The sequence below is a fragment of the Bdellovibrio sp. HCB288 genome, assembly GCF_047305935.1.
Classification (GTDB): domain Bacteria; phylum Bdellovibrionota; class Bdellovibrionia; order Bdellovibrionales; family Bdellovibrionaceae; genus Bdellovibrio.
Window position 1 is genome coordinate 113,644 of sequence record NZ_CP178619.1, and the last position, 20,394, is coordinate 134,037.

Consider the following 20,394-nt stretch of genomic DNA (forward strand, 5'->3'; position numbering starts at 1 on the left):
GAATCAACAACTCTTTTAGATGTGTTTTTGCCTGCACCTTTTTTAGTGATTTTTTTAGCTTTTGCCTTTGCCACGATGACCTGCCTGTCGATTGGAATCCAAAGATGATTTCTTATGCCCTAAAATGGCCCTGCAAGGAAGAGAAAGCTTAAACACTTTGCAAATTTTGACTGCCTAACCACTGACGAATGAGCTCTTTTTCATGGTCAGAGGTATCCACAAAGTGGACCCGAATTTCGCTATGTGAGACTGCAATAATTTTGCCCTGACAGAGAATATCGTCAATATCCGGGATCTCCACGGAGATCATCTGCCCGACCTTGAACTTTTCGCGGGCCTGCGGAAGCATGATGCGAGAGCCCGTATAGGATAAATCCAGGATACGGCAATTCTCTTTACCCATCAGCACGACAGGGATATCGACATAGTAGCGATGGGCCGTCTGCTCCATCCAGTGCTGGCGGCGATCCAAATCCGGCGATCTGGAAAAATAAAGCCAGGCAATACCCGCCACTATGATGGTGCTGACGATTTTAAAAACAGCGACCTCCGTATCCAAAGGTGGTTCCTGAAAGAAAACCAGATGAGACAGGTTGATCGCAATAAACAAGGCGCAGAAAACCAAACCCATTAACCACAAAAGCTTGTGACGAATTAAAAAACTGATACCGGCGCCAAAGGCCACCAACCACCCGATGGCTTCCAAAGTTCCAGTGGTGCCCGTGTGCATGGTGGTGAAATCCATCACCGGAATCACCATAAGTGTGAATGCTGCCGGGATGATCACCCAAGGACCGTGTGTAATACCGATAGTTTTTCTCATGATCTTCTTATCGGCATAGCAAATGTGGGAATTCAGTTTTTTGTTGCTTCCCCGCATCTTCTTAATAGACTGTTTAGTTGTGAGACAACTCAGTTTTTACCTCTATTTTATTGGTGTTTTTTTAGTTTCAAAACAAGCCATCGCCTATCCTGATTTCATCAGTTACGGTTATTCTTCTTGCATCACTTGCCATTATAGTGGTTTGGGTGGTGGCGCATTGAACGACTACGGAAGAGCGTTGTTCGCACAAGAGATCACCTCTCGCGCCGTTTACCCGGATTCGATGGATGAGGAAGCCATTGCCAACACTTCCGGTTTCTTGGTGAACAAACCTTTGCCGTGGTTTTTCCGTCCCGGCATCAAATACCGCGGACTCTACTTTCAAAGAAATCCCAACGGCAGCAACGAAGTGAACAAGTGGGTCAATATGCAAAATGACCTGAACTTGAATTTCTTCTTCGATAAAAAGCAACGCTTCACATTGGTCACGACGGCCTCCTATGCGGAGATGGACATTCCTGAAACCACCATCGACAAGTGGACGATGTACGCCAAGGAATTTTATCTGCGCTTCAAACAAAGTAATTATCTGTGGTGGTACGCCGGTCAGATGGACAAAGCCTACGGCATCAGAAACGTCGACCACACCGCAGTCAATCGCTTCCCTGCCACCAACGTGGGCCTGGATCAATTCGGCCAATCTTTGGGAGCGATGGCACATATCACTTACCCAACCTGGGATATTGCCATCAATCCGTTTTTTGGCAGCGTTTACACTCAACCTGAAAAGCGCCAACAAGGTGTCTCTGTCACTGGTGAGTATCAAGTTTATGAAAAATTTAAAGTGGGTGGCTCTGTGCTGGCTTCAGAATCCGACGAAACACGCTGGCGCCTGGCCGGCGTCACAGGCCGCATGGGACTTTCAAAGGGAACATCCCTGCTGGCGGAAGCGGGCTTGAAAGAACAAACTCGCAAAGGCATGGGACTTGATCCACAGCTTGGCTCTTATGCCTGGTTGCAATCCATGGTTTACCTGACCCGGGGATATAATCTACTGGCAACACTGGAACACTCCAAAGATGATATTCAAAGCTCATCTGCCGAAAACTTGAAATACAGTTTCGGTCTGCTCGCGTTCCCACTGCCACGAACGGAGTTCCGTTTGGGGCTGACCAATGGAAAAACAAATCTGGACAACGCCGGGGTTGATGACACTTGGTTGTTACAAACCCAAGTGCATGTTTCTTATTAGGAGAGCGGAATGAAAAGAATCATTATCACCCTCAGTCTTTTGCTTTCAGCTGTTTCCGTTTTCGCCCAGACTGAAAACACCGAGACCTTTGAGGACTCCGAGTTCCCGACAGAAGAAATCACTGACACCACCCTGCGCCCGCGCGGCATGCGCTTGCCTGCAGATCCCGGAGAGTTTTGGATCGTGGGGCTGACCAGCCTTCAATGGAATGAAAAACTGTCAGTCACACAAGGTGCGACAACTCAATCGTCCAACATGAGCCTTAACGGTGCCGGCATCGTGATTGAAAGAGAATTCGAACGTGCACAATGGGGCTGGAGCATTGGGGTGGTGTTGGGCTCAGGACGCGCCAACAGCGGACCTTTCGACAACGACATCAAATTGGAGCGTGAGTCGTTCAAGATATATGGCTTAACACCCAGAGCATTTTGGAAACTGACAGATCAAGTGAACCTCGGAGGTTCCGCGTTTATTTATCACCGCAATCTGGATTTGCCTTCCGGCAGCGGAGTCAGCTCTTCAGCGGCCAAGGCCACCAATGCGGCAATCCTTGCTGACATGTCCTTACGTCTATTTACGGATTGGGATTTTTATCAAGCGATAGGCCCCCTCGATGAAGGAGCCTATATGTGGAAAATCGGCGTCAATTACCGATTTTAATAGCTACTTTACAGCTTTGGCTTTTGCTGGAGCTGCTGCACCCACTGGAACTTCAACGTGAAGTTTCACAATGTCTTCCGTGCCCACGCCCATGTAATTGATATCCTTGATACCAAAATCAGAAGCATTCACTTCAAACTCAGCCTTCAACAAACCGCCTTCAACTTTGTAAGTTCCAGAGATGTCTTTTTCAACACCTTTTACTTTGATTCTACCGGTCCCCTTGCCGCCTTTACCTTTTGCGGAAATCAATGTCGCCACCGGAAATTTATCTGTCTCCAGATATTTTTGCGTATGCTTGTCACGCAGTTCAACACCGGTTTTCAGACTTTTCATCCCCACCAGAATATTTTGTGCTGAGACTTCGTCGCCGTTCACTTGCGCCGTTCCTTTAACCTGATTTGTTTTCGCCTTGAAATCCCCCATCGGATTCAAAGTCACGTCAATCACCACGGATTGGGCAAAGGCACCTGAAACACCGAACATCACCACTGCTGCTGCAATAACCGATTTCATTTATCCCCCATTTAACAATTGGAAATAAAATCATACACAGCTTACCGGGAAGTTGCACCCCTTGGAGTCAAAAAATCTGCTTAGGGCACCCCCGGACAAGAGGCCAGCTCCTTTGAAGGCCCGCTCCCATTCGAGGATTCTCAGAACGAGATGGAACACGGAGCTTCGTCCAGACATTAAGATAATCCCAAATTGTGTCGATAGAGCCCTTATGAAAACACTAGCAACCACCCTGATACTTCTATGCCTTTCACTCACCGCGAACGCAGCAAAGATTTTAAAAGTCTCTGGCGGCAAAGCCCTGATCGATCTTGAAGGTGACACAGCCCTTGTTGGCGATCAGTTTTTCTCGATCGACAGCAGCGGTAAAAAGCGTGGGTTGATTCAAGTTTCAAAAGTTCAAGGTGGCCGCGCCATCGCAACGGTCTCCAAAGGTGCCGCTGTCGCAGGCCAATCGCTGCAACGCTTTCAAGGTCGCATGAGTGCAGCTCCGAATGAAGTGAACAGCCGCGCAAGTTCCAGCTCTGGCAAAAGAGCCTGGGGTGTTATCGCTGGTATGGCCAACAGCTCCATGGATGTTAAGTCATCAACTTCCGGCATGACCATGACCGGCACCAGTTTCAATGTGAATGGTTTTTATCAAACGTACTTGGACAAAAACATCAGCGTAAAAGCACTGGTTGGATATGAATCGTTGAATGTCTCCGGTTCGAAACCAAGCAGCTTTTCAGGTGGAACATGTAACACTGCTGGCGCGACTTGTTCTGCTGAGCTTGGCTACCTGGGCTTCAATGCTTTAATTCGCTATACAGCCTTCCGCACGTCCTCCATGGACTTCACAGTGGGCGGTGGTTTGGGATTTCTGTTTGCGATGCAAAAGTCCTCCAACGTATTGGACACTTCGAAAATCTCGACGAACCAGACCGTGGTGGGTTCCTTGGGAGTGGACTGGCACCTGGACAAGCGCACTTTCGTGCCGATTCAGTTCGACTATGCCATGTTCCCGGATAACAACACCTCTTCCGCGACACAGATGATTCTCCGCGCGGGTTACGGCTGGAATTTCTAATTAACTAAAAGACGCAAAATCCAAAAAGCCCTGCACCTCGCGGGGCTTTTTCTTTTTTACCCACTCGTTCAGGCCTTTGTCAGTCTTTCAGGCGAAATCCCCGGGGAACTCCAACCTATTTCATTTGAGTCGGTACTGCCTTTGCAATGCCCAGGGCAGAACTTTCTACCCAAGGGGTCACGCGTGCTTCGTAAGTCTTCAAAACTATTACTTCCGCTGCTCATGGGGGTCACCAGCCTTCAGGCTCAGGCCATGGATGCAGACCCGTACATGACCCAGGAGCACCTTCTGAACAACGCCGTTCAGTTGCACGTAACCAATCGCGGGATGAAACTCTTCGATACGAAGCTGTCAAAAATTCTGGGTAATTTGGGTGTCAAATTGGACGAGGGTTACTTCCCTGCTCTGTCCTATACTTTTGAAAAGCCCATCAATCCTGACGATTATGCCAAGGAAAATGGCGACGCTGTTAAAATGTACAAGCAAGTGCGCGACTTGCTGACGAAGTGGCTGGTGGGATTTTCTTTGAATGACCATCGCCCGACCATTGAAATCGGAGAATCCGGTTTCGTCGCAAATTTTTCGCGTTTCTCCCTGGTGACTGATCGTGCCTTGATGGAAAAACTGGGTAAGCGTGAAGGCGCAATCCTGGCCATCGAACTGGAAGTCAAACATCTGACTATTGGCACCAACTCCGTCAAAGTCTGGGACGTCAATAACGAATTCCTGGGGAAAATCGGTGCGGAAGATGTCAGTCTTGCTGCTGGTGATGAGAAAAACCCGCTGAAAATCCGTCTGCCTTTTTATCTGCGCATGAACGCCTATGGACATCTGGAGTTTGAAGCCCTGGAAGTTGAAAACAATTTGAACTCCATCCCGGTTTCCCTTGAGTATAAAAAACTGTTGGTGCCAACTTTCGCGATCGAGATCAACGGCAAAAAGTTTTTGCTGAACAACTCTGAAATCGACAAATTGTTTGTGGAACAGGCTCCCGCGATCCTGACTTCAGTACGCGAGAACCTGGGTAACTTTGCGCGCAACCAATTGCCAGCGATGCTGAATGAAAAAGCCAAACAGCTTTTGACCGGCAATCTGGATCAGGTCCAAAACATGGTGCCTCCAGGCAAAGAACCCAACGACAACCGCCCTGATTTCAAATGGGGCCTGCGTTTGCAAAATATCGGACTGAAAGAGTCCTTGAATGTTGATTTGGGAGCCTATGCAGAAGACCCGATCAATCCACGCAGCACGCCACGCCCTACTGATAAATCCCGCGGCGCGGTCACTTGGGGACTTATCCCGCAAACCAACTACGATATCGGATTAAGCCTGGATCGCGGCCTTATCAACCGCATCATGCAACTTTCCTTTGAACGCCGTAATTTTGAACGCATCGCCATGTCTGATGGTTCCACTTTGAGAATGATGGCAGCCCCCTTGATTGATTATGTAAAAGCGCCAGTGGCCATGCCGCTAAAAGGCAACGAAACCTTCGTTAAATTGCGCGTCTCGGTTGAAAACAAGCCGGATTCAATTTTCCTGAAAGAAAAGATCGTGGTGGATTTTGATATCATTGCAAAATTGCGCCAAATGGAAGATAAGAGCGGCATGCAGCTGGTGCTGTACTCCATTGACCCGGAAACCCTGGCGATGGACGACAAATACTTCTCACTTGCTGGCAAGCTTCTTAAAGGTAAAGTTCGCGAAGGAATCAAAGACAAACTTCGTGAACAATGTGCCGGCTGGAAGAATAAGGACGAGGCCATCCCAGGCGCGTTCCCACTTCCTCCAGAAATTTTAGGAATTAAACTCGATATTAACCGCGTCGTTATGGATCCAAAAGGTCACTTAGTCATGTACCTGGATTACGCGAAAGCAGGAGCACTTTAGTATGAAATCTTTTAAACTAGCCGCTATCAATGCACTGACTTTGATTATTGGCCTGGGCTTGATGACAGGCTCACTGTCCTCCAAATCCGCAAGAGCTGCGAAATTGGAAGCAGTGCCTTCGATTGAAGTCACGCAACTTGGAAACTACAAAGGTCAATACCTGACAGTTCTTTATGCTGTGGGCTCCAGACCTTTCATTTCCACAGATCCATCTCAGCTGAATATTTCCCAGGTCAAAGAATCCCGCACGGTTTACATCACCGGCGACAAAGTCACTCTGCCTCAGGTGCAGGTTGAAAAAGAGGGCTTCCGCCCTTCATATAACATTGTAGTGTTCGTGGTATCCCCACAGCAAAACTACTCGTGGGTCAATGCTGATGGCACATCTCCACAAGGGATGTCCAAGACTGCCAACCGCCTGCAAAACAAAGTCAGCGCGATTAACAAATCCGATGTCGACAGCTTCATCGCCTCAAAAGGTGAATCCGCTGTTTTGACTGTTAAGCTAAACTGATATCGAGTTGGCTGCCAGGATTCCCGTCTCTAGGGCACCGTTCAAGGTGCCCGGGAATTTCAGGCTCGTGTGCTCCCCTGCAAATAAAAAGCGGTTGCCGTACTCAGGCTCCCCGGCCGCTCCTCTGAATTTCATGTACTGACCTTTTGAATAATAAGCCATGGAGCCACCCGCCCAAGGACGATTTTTCCAGTTCACCATCTGATGAACACGGACGTTTTCCGGTAAATCCCTATAGAACAATTCCAGATCAACAATCGCTTCCTTCTCCGCGGCGCTACCGGCCTGCAAACCGGATTTGCCGGCACGGGAATAACTTAACAGACCTCGTGTGCCACTTTGTTCCCGTCCACTATCCCAAAATTTTTGGGTCAGGTAATCGCCCGTGAAATTCCCCAAGTTAGCTGCCATCGCGCCATGCTTTTTCGTCCAGAATGGGCTTTCGAAACCCAACACACCTTTGCTGTGAGTTCCATAATTCAAATTAGCCAGCGCTGCTTTTTTGGGTTCAGAAAAATCCAGCGACTGAATGTTTCTGACTTCACGAAGTTTTGTGAACGGCAAAGTGCAGATGACATTGCGAGTTTGATATTGCTGACGTCCTTCGGGAGTTTGAAAACTCAAAGTGAAGACACCCTCTTTTTCCGAGATCTCCACCAAGGCGTGATTCATTCTTACACTGCTATCCGGAATGACACCAGCCACTCGCGCACCCATCAACTGCATGAAATTAGTCAGACCGCCCTCAAGACGATAAGTGTTTCTGCCGCTCAGCAAGGAACTGCCCTCTGAATCCAGGGTATTGAGAAAATGCAAAGAAGACTGTTCGTCCGCATCCACTCCGAATCGCGCCACGGCCTGGCTCTCGATCAGCTTCAAAATGACCGGATCGACTTCACCGGCCCACGAGTTCAAAAGATCCTTCAAAGAAAGACTGTCATAGTAAGCAGCCCGGTCATACACATTGGCGTTGCGGTATGTGAGCGTCACCTCGGAATTGCGGAAAAGATCTGCGCGGACACGACGTAATGGTGCTGTCAGGGTTTTCAATTTTGGCAGAATTTCCTGAACCCGATAGGTGCGACCGTCGAAGCGAAATACGTGAGCTTCCAAACCTTTGGTGGTTTTCAATTGAACAGTGTTCAGGCTGAATTCCTTGGCCAGAGCGAAAACTGTGCGATGAGATTCCTCAAAGAACTCGGCGCCAAGTTCTGCCAATGGTTCCCCTTGCGGAAAAACGGAAACCGTTTGCACACGGCCGCCCAGACGTGAGGAGCCTTCAAATAGGCGGAAGGGAACTTTGTTTTTCTTTAAAGTGTATGCCGCAGCAAGCCCAGCGGCGCCCGCTCCCAAAATCACCACTTCACCTTCGAGATTGCGTTTGTCACCGGTAAAAAGGCGATCTAGGCTGGTACAACCTGATAATGCCCCCGAAACAAAGAAGCCGCTTGAACTCAGCGCAGAAATTTTTAAAAACTCGCGACGATTTAAAGAACTTTTTGCCATCAATCCCTCACCTGAATAGAATGGCAACACTTTGGAACAGAAGCAAATCAATCTCTCATCTTTAACTGATTCCTTCGAGAAATTGGCGGAAAATAACTGGGCCCTCACCTCAGAGGTCTTTGCATCTGATTTCTGCAAACAACTCGCCCAAGAGTGTCAAAAGCTCTTCAGCGACGGCGAGTTGACCAAGGCCTCCATCGGACCGGTCGGCAACAAATTAACTGCCTCTGAAATTCGCGGTGACTATACGCTATGGCTCGATGCCGGCAACTCGCCAGTTCAGAAGCAGTTTTTACTGTGCCTGGAAACAATTCGTGAAGAGTTGAATCGTTTTTTCTTTATGGGACTAAAACGTGTGGAAAGTCATTTTGCTTTTTATCCGCCTCAGGCGGGTTATGAAAAGCACATCGACAATCCCCGTGGCGCCAGCCACCGCAAAATTACTTTCGTGCTGTATCTCAATGAGGACTGGCAAAAAGAAAATGGCGGCGAACTAAGCCTGTACAATCCAAATAACCCCGAGAAGCTTCTGACCCGTGTCGAGCCCCGCTTGGGACAACTGATATTTTTTAGAAGCGATCTTTTCCCGCACCAGGTGGAAAAGAGCTTCACTCCCCGTCTGAGTTTAACAGGCTGGTTTAGGGATGATGCGTTATGAGATCTTTATTTTTTGAAGTCGTCTTCACACGACCCTATGCCCGTCTGATTATTCTGGCGTGTTCGTTGTTCGCAGCGGTTTTTGGAATCCTGGGACCTTTCTTTCAAAAAGAATTCATCGATCAACTGACGGGCGTCGAAACCAAACTTCATCTTTTCCAGGTCAGTTCTCCGCTGTGGTTTATTCTTTCAGCTTTCCTGTGTGTCCTGGGCTCCCTGGCTCTGAGTCAGCTGACGAACTATCTGAGCGCGAAGGAAGCTTTGCACATGCAGCGCGTGTTTGCGGAACGACTTTACGCAAAGACTCTGAATCTGCGCGTGGATACCATGAGCCATCGCCCTGTGGGGGAAATTGTCTCTCTTTACGCGACGGACGTTCAAGGAGCCACGGTTTTCCTGGATCAAACACTTCCCGCAGGAGCATCGACTTTATTCCCATTGTTGATTTCGCCTTTTGCGATCTCTTTGCTTTTTGATATTCCTTTGTGGCCGACGGTCACGGTCATGATCGGCATTACTTGCGTGAATTCCTTTTTGGCCTTTCGCCAATCGCGCTTTTTCTTCAACTTCAAACAACTGGCAGCAGAACGCATCGGCCTGGTGAATGAGTGGATTCAAAACATCCGCACCATTCGTATTCTGGGCTGGATTCATCATTTTGAAGCCGGCATTTTTGCCAAAAGGGAAGTTGAAACCAGAAATCGCGTTTTGATGGTAACCAACGGTCAAATCATGAATGCCATCTCATCGTCCATCACCTTTATTCTGAATGTGGTGACCCTGGGTTCCCTGATTTTGTATTCCAAGCACACCATGACCAGTGGTGAACTTTTGGCGCTGCTATGGATTGTGGGTATTTTCCTGACTCGGCCCTTCCGTCAAATGCCCTGGTTCTTCACCTTTGCATTCGATTCTTGGACTTCACTGAAACGTCTGGAAGAGTTCTTCTCCACCCAGAATAACCAAACGGCCGACAGCGGCGATATTCCGTCCGAACAAGCGGCGCTGGATGAAAAGTTTGCTTTGCAGGTCCAAGGCTTGAATTTACGAATTGGCAGTCGCCATATTCTTAAGAATATGAATTTCAACATCAAGGATGGCGAATTCGTGGCCGTTGTCGGCGAAGTGGGTTCGGGCAAATCTTTGCTGTTGCTGTCCTTGCTTCGCGAAACTGGCGCTCACTTTCACAGCTACCGCATCGGTTCGCTGAATGCGCTTCAGCAAGAGCCCAACTCGGTTCGGGAGAACTTTGCCTACGTTCCACAAGAGGGCTTTATCATGAGCGCCACTTTGCGCGAAAACGTGGCCTTCCTTTATGACATCGATCCTGACCGTGACAACATGGTTGAAGAATCCTTGAAGCTTGCGCAATTTGAACTGAGCACCGAAAGAGTCGAAAAAGGCCTGGGCACTGAAATTGGAGAGCGTGGTGTGAACCTGTCGGGCGGACAACGCCAACGCGTCAGTTTGGCGCGGGTTCATTTTCACAATGCCCCGATCATGTTGCTGGATGACTGTCTTAGTGCCGTGGACGTTGATACCGAACATAAACTTTTTGAATCTCTTCTTATGGGGGCCTGGGCGAATCGCACCCGATTGCTGGTCACTCACCGCCTGTCGGCCTTAAATCGCGTTGATCGCATTCTGTTCCTTGAAGAAGGACGCATCATTGATCAGGGAACTTTCGAAGAGCTTCTGGCACGCAATGAGAAGTTCCGCGAGTACACAACCACGGTTGCAAAAGAAGCCACCGCCCAAAAAGAAAGTGAAGGCCCTCGTGGCTAAACGCAATCCAGTCAACAAGCCCAAATACTTTTCTGATGGCGAAGTTAAAAAAGAAGGTGGCTATAACAAAACCATCTTTGAAACTTTACACTTTGCTTACGCGCCCTTCCTGTTTCGCATTGGATTGTGCCTTGTCCTGGGCATTATCGGACGTGGTTTGCTCTTGGCGAACACCAATGTCATCGGCTATTGGGTCGATAGCCTGGTTGGTAAAACCTCACCGGTTTCCAGCTTAAGCTCGACCCAAATCATCGCGTTGCTTTTAACAATGGCCGTATCTGGTTTCTTTATGACGTTGATATTCCGAGTGGGATTTTCGCGTCTGTCGGCCAAGGCCATTTCCAGCTTTTACGACGAAGTGACCCTGCGCACGTCGCGCCTGCCGATGAGTTTTTATGACAACACTCCCGCGGGTCGTATTATCACGCGCTTTTCAAGCGACTATGGCAACGTGTTTCGTCTGTTCGGCGGCCCCTTGGCCGAGTTTTTGTCCATCATTTTTGATCTGATCATGATGACGATCCTGATCACAGTGGCAAATCCGATCTTCCTGATACTGGTCGCTTTTATTGGGATATTGAATTTCTTCGTCTACAAACTGAATCAGGAAAAATTGCGCAAAGCCCGCCGTGAACTTTCGGCCAGCCGCTCGCCAAGCATCGCACACTTTGCTGAAACCACGCAGGGCGCCTCCACCATTCGCTCCTTCCGTCGGCAAAAGTCCTTCACGGAACGCTTTGAAAGCCTGGACAGCTATTTCCTGGAACAAAAGCTGTATACAACAAAACAGTTGATCAGCTTTTCATTTCAAATGAACAGCATGACCGCCGTGCTTTTACTGATCACCGGTGTGGCCTCTTATTTCATGATTGAAAAAGGCTGGGCCAGCATTGGTGCCGTGGGTGTGGCTTTCACGTTCATCACCTTGTCCGGAAATACTGTTCAGATGTTCTTTGAGTGGTTAACTCAATTCGAAGAGGCGATGATCGGTGTCGAACGCCTGGATCAATACATGCGCATGGAAATCGAGAAAGGCAATTACCTGCCGTCGACTGCAAACTTTGCCACGGATCACCCCGTCTATGCCGCCAGCGTTGAAAAGTATTTGAGTCACCGACGACTGACCGAAAATCGCAGCGCTTCGGTTGAAGTCACTGATTTGTCCTTCCGATATCGCGACGACCTCCCTTGGGTTTTGAAAAATCTGAATTTTGAAGTCAAAGCTGGTGAACGACTGGGCATCGTCGGCCGCACCGGATCTGGCAAATCCAGCCTTATTCAGGCTTTGTTTCATCTGTATCCTATTTCCAAAGGACAGATCACCATCAATGGCAATGCTCCAAAAATTCATGAAGCCGATCACGGTGTCGATTTGAATTTGTATCGCCAATCCATGGCCTTCATTTCCCAGGAACCCATTTTGTTTCAGGGCTCACTGCGTTTCAATCTGGACATCGAGGGTCATCACTCCGACTCTGCTTTGCAGGAAGTCCTGAAAAAAGTGGGTCTGCTGGAATGGGTGCAAGGACAGGCCTTGGGTCTGGAAATGAGAATCGAAGAACGGGGTAAAAATCTGTCCCTCGGTGAACGCCAGCTTTTATGTATGGCTCGCTGCCTTTTACAACAAGCTCCCATTGTTATCATGGACGAAGCAACCAGCTCTGTGGATCCACAGTCCGAAGAGATCCTGGTTCGTGCCACCGAAGAGTTTTTCGCTGATCGTACACAGATCATCATTGCTCACCGTTTATCCACTTTAGCCAAGTGTGATAGAATTTTATGGTTACAGAGCGGGGAAATAGTTGAGCTGGGACCGACGCAGGAAATTCTGCCTCGATTTAAAAAGACCGAACTCGTGTAAATAAATCTGCGGCCCCCTCAATTAAAAGTTTGCCGCGTCCGATGTATTAGAGTACTCCTCTGTGGACACGACAAAAACAGACATCAGCAAATGAGGTGGGCATGGATAGCAACCAAACCCTCGATGAAACACTAGATGAAAACTCCGTGATCAGTCTAACCGATCAATGGTCCTCATTGACCCCGGATGAGCGTCGTGAAAAGTTCAAGGAGCTTCCAAGAACTGATGCCGAAGAGCTGTTTCTAAACCTCCCGACCCACGACCAGGCCGAATTGATTTCTGAAGCGTCTCATCTTGAGAAACGCTCCTGGGTGCGTTTGCTTGCTCCCGATGACGTTGCCGATTTGATTCAGGAAATGGGTGCCGAGCACAAAGAAGACCTGCTGTCATTGCTGGACCCACAAACCAAACGTGAAGTGATCGCCCTGCTAGCCTATGCCGAGGACGCAGCTGGGGGCTTGATGAGCACCCGTTTCGTGCGTCTGCGCGCGGAGATGAGTGTCGATGAAGCCATCAGCTATCTGCGCATTCAGGCAAAAACTCACGTTGAGTCCATCTACTATGCCTATGTTCTTGATTCCGACCAAAAACTTCAGGGTGTGATTTCTTTCCGTGAAATCTTCTCGGCCGCGGCCGGCACACGTATTTCTGAAATCATGCAAACCGAAGTTCTGAAGGTTCCACCAGATATGGACCAAGAGGAAATCGGTCGTATTTTCTCCCAGCATGATTTGATGGCCCTGCCCGTTGTCGACGAGCAAGGTATCATGAAAGGTATCGTTACGTTCGATGACGTGGCGACAGCCATTCAGGAAGAGACCACTGAAGACATCCACAAGCTGGGTGGTGTGGAATCGTTGGATGCTCCGTACATGAAAATCTCGATGTTTGAGATGATCAAAAAACGTGCGGGCTGGTTGTTGGTTCTATTCCTGGGCGAAATGTTCACCGCGACTGCCATGGGTTATTTCCAAACCGAAATCGAACGCGCGGTGGTTTTGGCATTGTTCATTCCTTTGATTATCAGCTCCGGTGGTAACTCCGGCTCTCAGGCTTCGACGTTGATTATTCGTGCGATGGCCCTGGGTGAGGTGCGCCTGCGTGACTGGTGGCGTGTTCTGGGCCGCGAATTGATGGCCGGTCTTGCGCTGGGTGTGTGTTTGGGTCTTGTCGGTCTGTTCCGAATCTTGGTTTGGCCTACGCGCGAAGCCTTATACGGCCCCCACTATGTATTGGTTGCTGTAACGGTGATGATCAGTTTGATTGGTATTGTTCTGTGGGGAACTATCTCAGGCTCCATGCTTCCGTTCCTGCTTAAAAAGATCGGATTTGACCCGGCTTCAGCTTCTGCCCCAGCCGTGGCAACATTGGTGGACGTGACAGGATTGATTATTTACTTCTCGGTCGCTTCATTCGTCCTTGCGGGTGCTTTGTTATAAACTTCCCAAGGCCCAAAATTAAAAAGGCGTCTTTTAAAGACGCCTTTTTTTATTTTAAAATTATCTCTGAAAGCTAGCGAGTTGTATCCAAAGCCATTTTGCCAGAAAGCTCCTGCTCTTCTTGTTGGTCTTTGGCTTTTTGCTGATCGCTTGTACCGATTGTGGATTTCGCAGCGCCTGCTTTGATATCGCCACCCTTGCTGGAAATCACAAGAGTACCGGTAGCGTCGCCCGGGGCTTCCTTAGTTACATTAAACTCAATGCTTGCTGCCGGCAGGACATTCGTTACTGCATCCTGACCGATAGTTTGAATGGAATTCTCGCCATTCAAAGCAAGTTTGTTCGCTCCGATATCAACCATACCCGCTTGCGCAGTGCTGATGATATTTGCGCTGTTCAAGACCAATGTGTCTGCTTTGATAACCAAGGCAGCTGCCGTCGTTTTCAAATCACCGCAGACAAAAACAACTTTTGCACTGATCACAGAACCCAATTGATCCGCAGTGGCCTCAACTTGTTTCTTGGTCAAACCATTTGTATAGCTCGCATCAACTTGATCATCAGAGCAACCCAACACAGCGTACGACGTGTCAGATGTGACTTCTGTAAGAATAGTTTCCGATTTAGTCAGATTTAGCATTGGCTTGAAATCCGGATCCAATTCAACCACTTTGCCATCTGCAGACAAGCCACCAACAACAGTGACTTTGATTGCCGGATTCAAACTCATTTTGTCAGAGGGCTCATCGTAATTAGTTTTGTTTTCATCAATTTTTACAATGGCACCCGTCACCATGATCTGACCTGGTTGACCACCGACCGTCAAGTCAGCCGAAACCTCACCTTTAGGAGTTGTATCACCACCGCGAAGAGCGACTCGGCTGGCCTTATCATCTTTAACTGCACAAGCAGCAAGACTCATCAAAACGGCTGTAGCAAGTAGTTTAGATAGCTTCATAGTGGTCTCCTTTTAAAAGGCGAAAATTACTTCCACCCCTTACTAAGCAAGATCCACTCCATTGTTTTGATGGATTCAGCTGGAACTGTTTTGAACTGAGAATTTCTTTAGGTCACTCAACGTCACCCGGTGACGTTTCAGGGCACTCACAAGGATGGAGTGCGACCACCATCCACCGGCAGATTAATACCATTAATATAGGATGCTGCCGGGCTCACCAGGAAGGCAATACCCTCCGCCGCTTCCAATGGGTCCCCGATTCTTCCAGCAGGAATAGTCTTAATCCATTGTTCTTCGACTTCCTCGATACTATTTCCGTTTTTTTGCGCCGCCGCCCCCATCAAAGATTCAATGCGCCCCGTACGGATATATCCCGGAAGCATATTATTGACGGTGATTCCAAAAGGCCCCAGCTCTCCCGCCAAAGTTTTGGACCAACTTGCCATGGCACCACGAACCGTATTGGAAACTCCCAAACCCGGAATCGGATTTTTAACAGAGGTCGAAATAATATTGACGATTCGACCATATTTTACGGATTTCATGAATGGCACCACTGCTTGTACCAGCAAATGCGCAGCATGCAGATGGGCTCTTATGGGCGCATCAAACTCCTCGATAGAAGCTTCCAACAACGGCCCACCTTTGGGACCTCCAGAATTGTTTATCAGGATATGAATCTTTTCCTGCGAGATTTTTGGAATTAACTTTTTAAGCTCTGCTGTGTCCGCCAGATCCACGGCAAAATATTTGTGCCCCTCTCCCGGAAAGGATGCCAAAAGAGCCTTCAGCTTTTCTTCGTTGCGAGCCAGGGCAATTACGCGAGCTCCACGCTGGGCCAATAGTTGCGCTGTCGCTGCGCCAATACCTTGTGAGGCCCCACAAACAACGGCCGTTTTTCCCTGCAGATCCCATGAGCTCATAACGTCCTCCAAATTGATGCCCTTATTTCATCAAGGAACGTGAGCGCGCGCAAAATAAAAAAGGGCTCCTTATTCAGGAGCCCTTGAGGTTGATTCTATTTTTTAGAGCAGGTCTGGGCCTACGATCTTACCAGGTTCGAAGTCCACTGTTGGATCATAGCCAGAGTTCCTTGTTTCGCGTTGGCGAATTGCACCCCGTAGGATTGGTTCGCTTCGCTCCACACGACCTGACCTTGCACCTCGATGATTTCGTTTCCATCCGGGCTTGCGATTCGCATGGTGACAATACCACCCTTTTCCAAAGCCTGATCGGTGTTGAACGACAAACCACCTTGGGAGATCGTATTCATCGAGCCTACCAACTCGCGATCGCCAACCATTACTTTGATTTGCGACTGCATTTTGAAGCGCTCGTGACGACGTTTGTTTCTTGGATCACTTTCCATCGCACGCTGACGAAGGATGAACCAAACTGCCATCGGGATCATCATCAGCCCCAGCACCACACCCGCAGTTGGATTGGCACCACCGGCACCAGGACCGTTATTGATCGCTGTCGTGATTGTTCCGCAACCGCCGGCCGCACCTGCTGCACCTTCAGAGGCTGGGAAGCGCGATACATCAAAAGCTGGCTGTGAAGCCTGTTCGCCATGGCTGGCCTGAACAGCTTGAATCAACTGACCTGAATCCACGCGAGCACCTGTTGCTACAAAGTTCGCAAGACCCGAGACCACGTCGGCACTTTGGAAAAGCTTTTGTTTAATTTGATAACCCGTCAACTGAGGCTCTTCACGCAATGCCAGAGCTGCAACGCCAGCAACCAAAGGTGCCGCCATCGATGTTCCTGACATGTATTTATAACCACCACCAGGAATCGTACTTAGAATATCCTCACCCGGCGAAGCAATGTGAACGGTATTGCGACCATAGTTTGAAAAGTCAGATCGAACATCGTTGATATCCACCGATGCCACAGATACCGCACTTGGCAAATCATAGTTGGCCGGATACATCGGCAGGCTGTCGTTATTACTGTTATAGTTACCTGCAGCATTCACAATCAGAATGCCTTTGTTATAAGCAGCCGCTAATGAATCCAGCAAAGCTCTGGAATAGTTTGCACCACCCCATGAGTTGTTGATCACTTGGGCACCGTTATCCACAGCGTAATCAATCGCTCTAATTGCATATGCCGTGGTACCCGAGCCATCCGCTTTCAGGGATTTCACTGGCATGATGATGATTTTGGATTCTGGCAAAGGACGTTGGAAAATATTAAGTCCCGCACCAATAACAATCCCGGCCACGTGGGTTCCGTGATTGTTGTCATCCATCACATTGGGTGAGTTATTAGTAAAGTTCCAGCCATTGATATCATCGACAAAGCCATTTCCATCGTCATCAACGCCCGGAACACCACTAGCTTCAGCAGCATTCACCCAGAGTGCACCTGAACCACCGGTACCATCAGCTTTATAGGCTTTAAATACGGTGTGAGTGGTATCCAAACCTGAATCCACTACTGCAACGACAACTTTTCCTGAGTTGGAAGCCAAAGAACTGGATTGCGACCAAGCACTCGTCAATTGAATATTGGCCGAGATAATGGGCGCCGAAGACATATAAGTCTGGCTGTAGGCGTTTGCCCCCATCAAGATCGAATTCATGTTGAATAGCTGTTGCAGCGACCACCCTTGAGTAGCGGTTTCACTGGCCACAGTTCCGGATGTAGACCAAACGTAATTTGGCTCCACATATTCGATATCCGGGTCATTTTTGAGATCAGCAACCTCTTCGGCGGCTGAAGCTAAAGAACGGACTGAAACGTGATACATGCCTAGCTTACTGTAGGCGCCTCTCATAGTGACTCTTTGCGCAAGTCGCGCACGAACACCCTGCTGGTTTACACCCGTAGAGCTGTTGCGCACCTTAACGATATATTCACCGGGAACGACGGTCGACATTTGTGCGAACGCTGTCCCAGCGAATGTAAGAGTCAAAGCTATGAAACCTATTACAATGCGTTTCACGGTTTCTCCTTAGAAATTGAACAATATCTATTCGGCTGCGGGTCCAGGAATAATGAGCAAAAAATAGTGACCTATTTTGAGACAAGCGTAAGACCTTGATGCCATTACACTAAGCTGATATTAATTTTTTACCGATACATTCGGAGACAAGGACACCATCCAGCTATGAAACAGCTTCAGAAAATTTTCTTGCAAGGTCTCGTAACCTTCCTTCCGATCGCGCTGACGATTTATATCATCTATGCCGGCGTTTCTATTGTGGACAGCATCCTGGGCGATACTCTCCGCCAGTTCATGCCGGTGTATATCCCAGGCCTGGGCTTTTTGCTGACGATTGTACTGATCTTTATCCTGGGCTTCCTGTTGAACAACCTCCTTGCTGCGGGGCTCTTCCATAAGCTTGAACAAAGACTAACTCAGGTTCCGTTAATCAAAGCGGTTTACAGCCCCCTGCGCGACCTGATGAATATGTTCTCCAAAGGTGCAGGTCCCGGTGGCGGCATGCAGACCGTGGTTTTGGTGGATATCAATGACAACGGCATTCGCGCCATGGGTTTGGTCACTCGTGAGCACTTCACTGATATTCCGGCGATCCACGCCCAAGCCAACGAAAAGGTTTCAGTTTATATTCCTATGAGCTACGGCTTGGGGGGCTTCACATTGCTGGTGCCTCGCAATCGCATCACTCCAATTGATATTCCGATCGAAAAAGCCATGAGTCTTGCCATTACAGGCTGGGTGAAGGCTGAAAAGCATGAAGGAGATAAGTAATGTCTGATGCTTCCTGCGCAACGACTGTCAGTAAAGCTTTGAAAATCAACAACGATCTAAGTCGTTATGGGGCCTTTGCTGAAATTGGTGCCGGCCAGGAAGTCGCCCGTCATTTCTTTCAGGCGGGAAAAGCCTCTCAGACCATCGCCAAAACCATCTCTGCCTATGACATGATTGTCAGCGATGAAATCTACGGCCGCGAAGCCAATGGCCGCTATGTCTGCGAACCTCGCCTGGAAAAGATGCTGGGGCATGAATACACTTTATTGATCGAACGTTTGAGTACCCCCCGTGGCGCTAAAACTTGTTTCTTTTCCTTTGCTTCAACAGTGGCAACAGCTTCATCAAGCTCCAACAAACAATCCCATGGCTGGATGGGTGTGCGCTTTCAAGCGACTCCTGGCGGTCCTGATAACGAAATCATCCTGCATGTGCGCATGCTCGATCGTCATCGCCTGCAACAGCAGGAATCCTTAGGCGTTCTGGGTGTGAATTTGCTTTATTGTGCGTTCTATGGACTAGCCGATACAGATAACTTCGTTCCGCAATTGGTGGAAAACCTTAAAGAAGGCCAAGTCGTGATCGACGTGATCAAATTCAAGGGACCTGCTGTTGCTCACTTTGACAACCGTCTGATGAATTTGGAATTGGTTCGCCGAGGCTTGGCCGAAGCGATCATGTTCTCGCCTAAAAATGAAATCCTGAATGTATCTGACGCCGTTTATGGCAAATCATTGTTAATTCAACGAGGCACCTTCCGCCCCGTCACCAGCACCCATATTGACGTTATCCAAAAAGGCATGGCGCAAATGAAGGCTGACGTAAAAAACATGGAAGGCAAGGATCTGGAAATCCTGCCCGTCATGGAAATGACAATGCACAACCTGACAACGGACGGCCACGTGAACGAGTCTGACTTTTTGGCTCGTGTGGAAGTGCTGACCAGCCTGGGTTATCACGTGATGATTTCAAATTTCCGTTTGTTCTATACGTTGAAAAGATTCATCCGCCGCTACAATCAAAATCTGATGGCGTTGATCATGGGTGCAAGTCATCTGGAAAAGTTGTTTGAAGAATCACATTATAAGAATTTAGAGGGCGGCTTGCTTGAGGGCCTGGGTAAACTGATGGAGCAAAAAACCAAAGTTTACGTTTATCCCCACAAGACTCCGGATCTTTGCCTGACGACGAAGAGCTTTTTTCCCAAAGCTCACTTGCGACACATCTATGCTTACTTCGTGGAAAGTAAGCAAATTGTCGATGTGTCGGGTTGTGATGAAACTGCAGACTACCTGCACTCCGGCGACGTGGTTAAGATGATAGAATCCGGGGATTCACGCTGGGAGCAGTTCGTTCCGCAGAAAGTGGTCTCTGCGATCAAATCGCAAAAACTGTTTGGTTTTAAGTAGAGCTCTTTAAAGAACACCAGGATTTATTTTACACGTGATAAGTGGGATTTATTTCTGGTGTTTTGAATCGGCGCGAAGTTTACCGTGCGCCTATTGAGAGATGTCTATTAGTGCAGATTTGCAAGACAAGATAAAAGCGTCGAATTTTCTTTTTCGTTCAAGTTCAAAGTCATTTTTGCTTTGATTGTTTCTAGTAGCTTAAGCATTCCTAATGCCTCCTTTCATTTGACCAATATACGGCATTCTTAGCCAATATCTCCAACGCATAATAAGAATCCGAATATGCGCAAAACGCATACCCAAAAGGTACGGACACACTTTCTCCACACAA

At 48.4% G+C, this 20,394-nt stretch carries 17 protein-coding genes; 11 read left to right on the forward strand and 6 right to left on the reverse strand.

All coding sequences use genetic code 11. The features are described from left to right. Window positions 1-148: 148 nt before the first annotated feature. A complete protein-coding gene (locus ACLVWR_RS00510) occupies window positions 149-823 on the reverse strand; it encodes a PilZ domain-containing protein (RefSeq protein ID WP_413582014.1) in 675 nt (224 codons plus the stop codon). Window positions 824-902: 79 nt separating this feature from the next. Between ACLVWR_RS00510 and ACLVWR_RS00515 the strand changes: the two genes are divergently transcribed. Both ACLVWR_RS00515 and ACLVWR_RS00520 read left to right on the forward strand, forming a co-directional pair. Then, window positions 903-2,075 (forward strand): hypothetical protein, encoded by a 1,173-nt coding sequence (locus ACLVWR_RS00515; RefSeq protein ID WP_413582015.1) that lies wholly within the window; start codon window positions 903-905, stop codon window positions 2,073-2,075. Between the two features lie 9 nt (window positions 2,076-2,084). Beyond that, window positions 2,085-2,735, forward strand: coding sequence for a hypothetical protein (locus tag ACLVWR_RS00520; protein ID WP_413582016.1), 651 nt, complete (start codon window positions 2,085-2,087; stop codon window positions 2,733-2,735). A gap of 3 nt (window positions 2,736-2,738) precedes the next feature. Here ACLVWR_RS00520 and ACLVWR_RS00525 read toward each other — a convergent pair whose 3' ends face one another. Beyond that, window positions 2,739-3,251, reverse strand: coding sequence for a YceI family protein (locus ACLVWR_RS00525; protein ID WP_413582017.1), 513 nt, complete (start codon window positions 3,249-3,251; stop codon window positions 2,739-2,741). A gap of 211 nt (window positions 3,252-3,462) precedes the next feature. Between ACLVWR_RS00525 and ACLVWR_RS00530 the strand changes: the two genes are divergently transcribed. From ACLVWR_RS00530 to ACLVWR_RS00540, 3 genes are all read left to right on the forward strand, one after another. Then, window positions 3,463-4,320, forward strand: coding sequence for a hypothetical protein (locus tag ACLVWR_RS00530; protein ID WP_413582018.1), 858 nt, complete (start codon window positions 3,463-3,465; stop codon window positions 4,318-4,320). Between the two features lie 183 nt (window positions 4,321-4,503). Continuing rightward, complete coding sequence (locus tag ACLVWR_RS00535) at window positions 4,504-6,210, forward strand: hypothetical protein (protein WP_413582019.1); 1,707 nt, start codon at window positions 4,504-4,506, stop codon at window positions 6,208-6,210. 1 nt (window position 6,211) lies between these two features. Then, on the forward strand, window positions 6,212-6,724 hold the full coding sequence (locus tag ACLVWR_RS00540; RefSeq protein ID WP_340596850.1) for a hypothetical protein: 513 nt from the start codon (window positions 6,212-6,214) through the stop codon (window positions 6,722-6,724). On the opposite strand, the gene ACLVWR_RS00545 is transcribed toward ACLVWR_RS00540, so the two are convergent. Continuing rightward, window positions 6,716-8,230, reverse strand: a complete 1,515-nt coding sequence (locus tag ACLVWR_RS00545; protein WP_413582020.1) for a flavin monoamine oxidase family protein — start codon at window positions 8,228-8,230, stop codon at window positions 6,716-6,718. The genes ACLVWR_RS00540 and ACLVWR_RS00545 overlap by 9 nt on opposite strands. Before the next feature lie 31 nt (window positions 8,231-8,261). Between ACLVWR_RS00545 and ACLVWR_RS00550 the strand changes: the two genes are divergently transcribed. The 4 genes from ACLVWR_RS00550 to mgtE all read left to right on the forward strand — a co-directional run bounded on the left by ACLVWR_RS00550 (window position 8,262) and on the right by mgtE (window position 13,972). Next, on the forward strand, window positions 8,262-8,888 hold the full coding sequence (locus tag ACLVWR_RS00550; RefSeq protein WP_413582021.1) for a 2OG-Fe(II) oxygenase: 627 nt from the start codon (window positions 8,262-8,264) through the stop codon (window positions 8,886-8,888). After that, a complete protein-coding gene (locus ACLVWR_RS00555) occupies window positions 8,885-10,672 on the forward strand; it encodes an ABC transporter ATP-binding protein (RefSeq protein ID WP_413582022.1) in 1,788 nt (595 codons plus the stop codon). Before ACLVWR_RS00550 ends, ACLVWR_RS00555 begins: the two co-directional genes overlap by 4 nt. Then, the gene (locus ACLVWR_RS00560) at window positions 10,665-12,533 is read left to right on the forward strand and encodes an ABC transporter ATP-binding protein (RefSeq protein WP_413582023.1); all 1,869 of its coding nucleotides are present in this window, start codon (window positions 10,665-10,667) and stop codon (window positions 12,531-12,533) included. Before ACLVWR_RS00555 ends, ACLVWR_RS00560 begins: the two co-directional genes overlap by 8 nt. A 101-nt stretch (window positions 12,534-12,634) precedes the next feature. After that, on the forward strand, window positions 12,635-13,972 hold the full coding sequence (gene mgtE / locus ACLVWR_RS00565; protein ID WP_413582024.1) for a magnesium transporter: 1,338 nt from the start codon (window positions 12,635-12,637) through the stop codon (window positions 13,970-13,972). A 73-nt stretch (window positions 13,973-14,045) separates the two neighbouring features. On the opposite strand, the gene ACLVWR_RS00570 is transcribed toward mgtE, so the two are convergent. The 3 genes from ACLVWR_RS00570 to ACLVWR_RS00580 all read right to left on the reverse strand — a co-directional run bounded on the left by ACLVWR_RS00570 (window position 14,046) and on the right by ACLVWR_RS00580 (window position 17,883). Beyond that, window positions 14,046-14,930 (reverse strand): hypothetical protein, encoded by an 885-nt coding sequence (locus ACLVWR_RS00570; protein ID WP_413582025.1) that lies wholly within the window; start codon window positions 14,928-14,930, stop codon window positions 14,046-14,048. 146 nt (window positions 14,931-15,076) lie between these two features. After that, entirely contained in the window at window positions 15,077-15,853 is a 777-nt protein-coding gene (locus ACLVWR_RS00575; RefSeq protein WP_413582026.1) for an SDR family oxidoreductase, read from the reverse strand. A gap of 119 nt (window positions 15,854-15,972) precedes the next feature. Further along, window positions 15,973-17,883: a S8 family serine peptidase gene (locus ACLVWR_RS00580; RefSeq protein WP_413582027.1), complete on the reverse strand. Its 1,911-nt coding sequence runs from the start codon at window positions 17,881-17,883 to the stop codon at window positions 15,973-15,975. A 165-nt stretch (window positions 17,884-18,048) separates the two neighbouring features. Between ACLVWR_RS00580 and ACLVWR_RS00585 the strand changes: the two genes are divergently transcribed. Beyond that, a complete protein-coding gene (locus ACLVWR_RS00585) occupies window positions 18,049-18,654 on the forward strand; it encodes a DUF502 domain-containing protein (RefSeq protein ID WP_340596841.1) in 606 nt (201 codons plus the stop codon). After that, entirely contained in the window at window positions 18,654-20,063 is a 1,410-nt protein-coding gene (locus ACLVWR_RS00590) for a hypothetical protein (RefSeq protein ID WP_413582028.1), read from the forward strand. The genes ACLVWR_RS00585 and ACLVWR_RS00590 overlap by 1 nt, the downstream gene beginning before the upstream one ends. The last annotated feature ends 331 nt before the right edge of the window (window positions 20,064-20,394 follow it).

Bases quoted from the DNA above. Each gene is read 5' to 3' on its own strand.
- ACLVWR_RS00540 (WP_340596850.1), top strand. From the start codon at position 6,212: ATGAAATCTTTTAAACTAGCCGCTATCAATGCACTGACTTTGATTATT.
- ACLVWR_RS00570 (WP_413582025.1), bottom strand. From the start codon at position 14,930: ATGAAGCTATCTAAACTACTTGCTACAGCCGTTTTGATGAGTCTTGCT.
- ACLVWR_RS00510 (WP_413582014.1), bottom strand. From the start codon at position 823: ATGAGAAAAACTATCGGTATTACACACGGTCCTTGGGTGATCATCCCG.
- ACLVWR_RS00555 (WP_413582022.1), top strand. From the start codon at position 8,885: ATGAGATCTTTATTTTTTGAAGTCGTCTTCACACGACCCTATGCCCGT.
- ACLVWR_RS00575 (WP_413582026.1), bottom strand. From the start codon at position 15,853: ATGAGCTCATGGGATCTGCAGGGAAAAACGGCCGTTGTTTGTGGGGCC.
- ACLVWR_RS00525 (WP_413582017.1), bottom strand. From the start codon at position 3,251: ATGAAATCGGTTATTGCAGCAGCAGTGGTGATGTTCGGTGTTTCAGGT.
- ACLVWR_RS00590 (WP_413582028.1), top strand. From the start codon at position 18,654: ATGTCTGATGCTTCCTGCGCAACGACTGTCAGTAAAGCTTTGAAAATC.
- ACLVWR_RS00545 (WP_413582020.1), bottom strand. From the start codon at position 8,230: ATGGCAAAAAGTTCTTTAAATCGTCGCGAGTTTTTAAAAATTTCTGCG.
- ACLVWR_RS00520 (WP_413582016.1), top strand. From the start codon at position 2,085: ATGAAAAGAATCATTATCACCCTCAGTCTTTTGCTTTCAGCTGTTTCC.
- ACLVWR_RS00585 (WP_340596841.1), top strand. From the start codon at position 18,049: ATGAAACAGCTTCAGAAAATTTTCTTGCAAGGTCTCGTAACCTTCCTT.
- ACLVWR_RS00530 (WP_413582018.1), top strand. From the start codon at position 3,463: ATGAAAACACTAGCAACCACCCTGATACTTCTATGCCTTTCACTCACC.
- mgtE (WP_413582024.1), top strand. From the start codon at position 12,635: ATGGATAGCAACCAAACCCTCGATGAAACACTAGATGAAAACTCCGTG.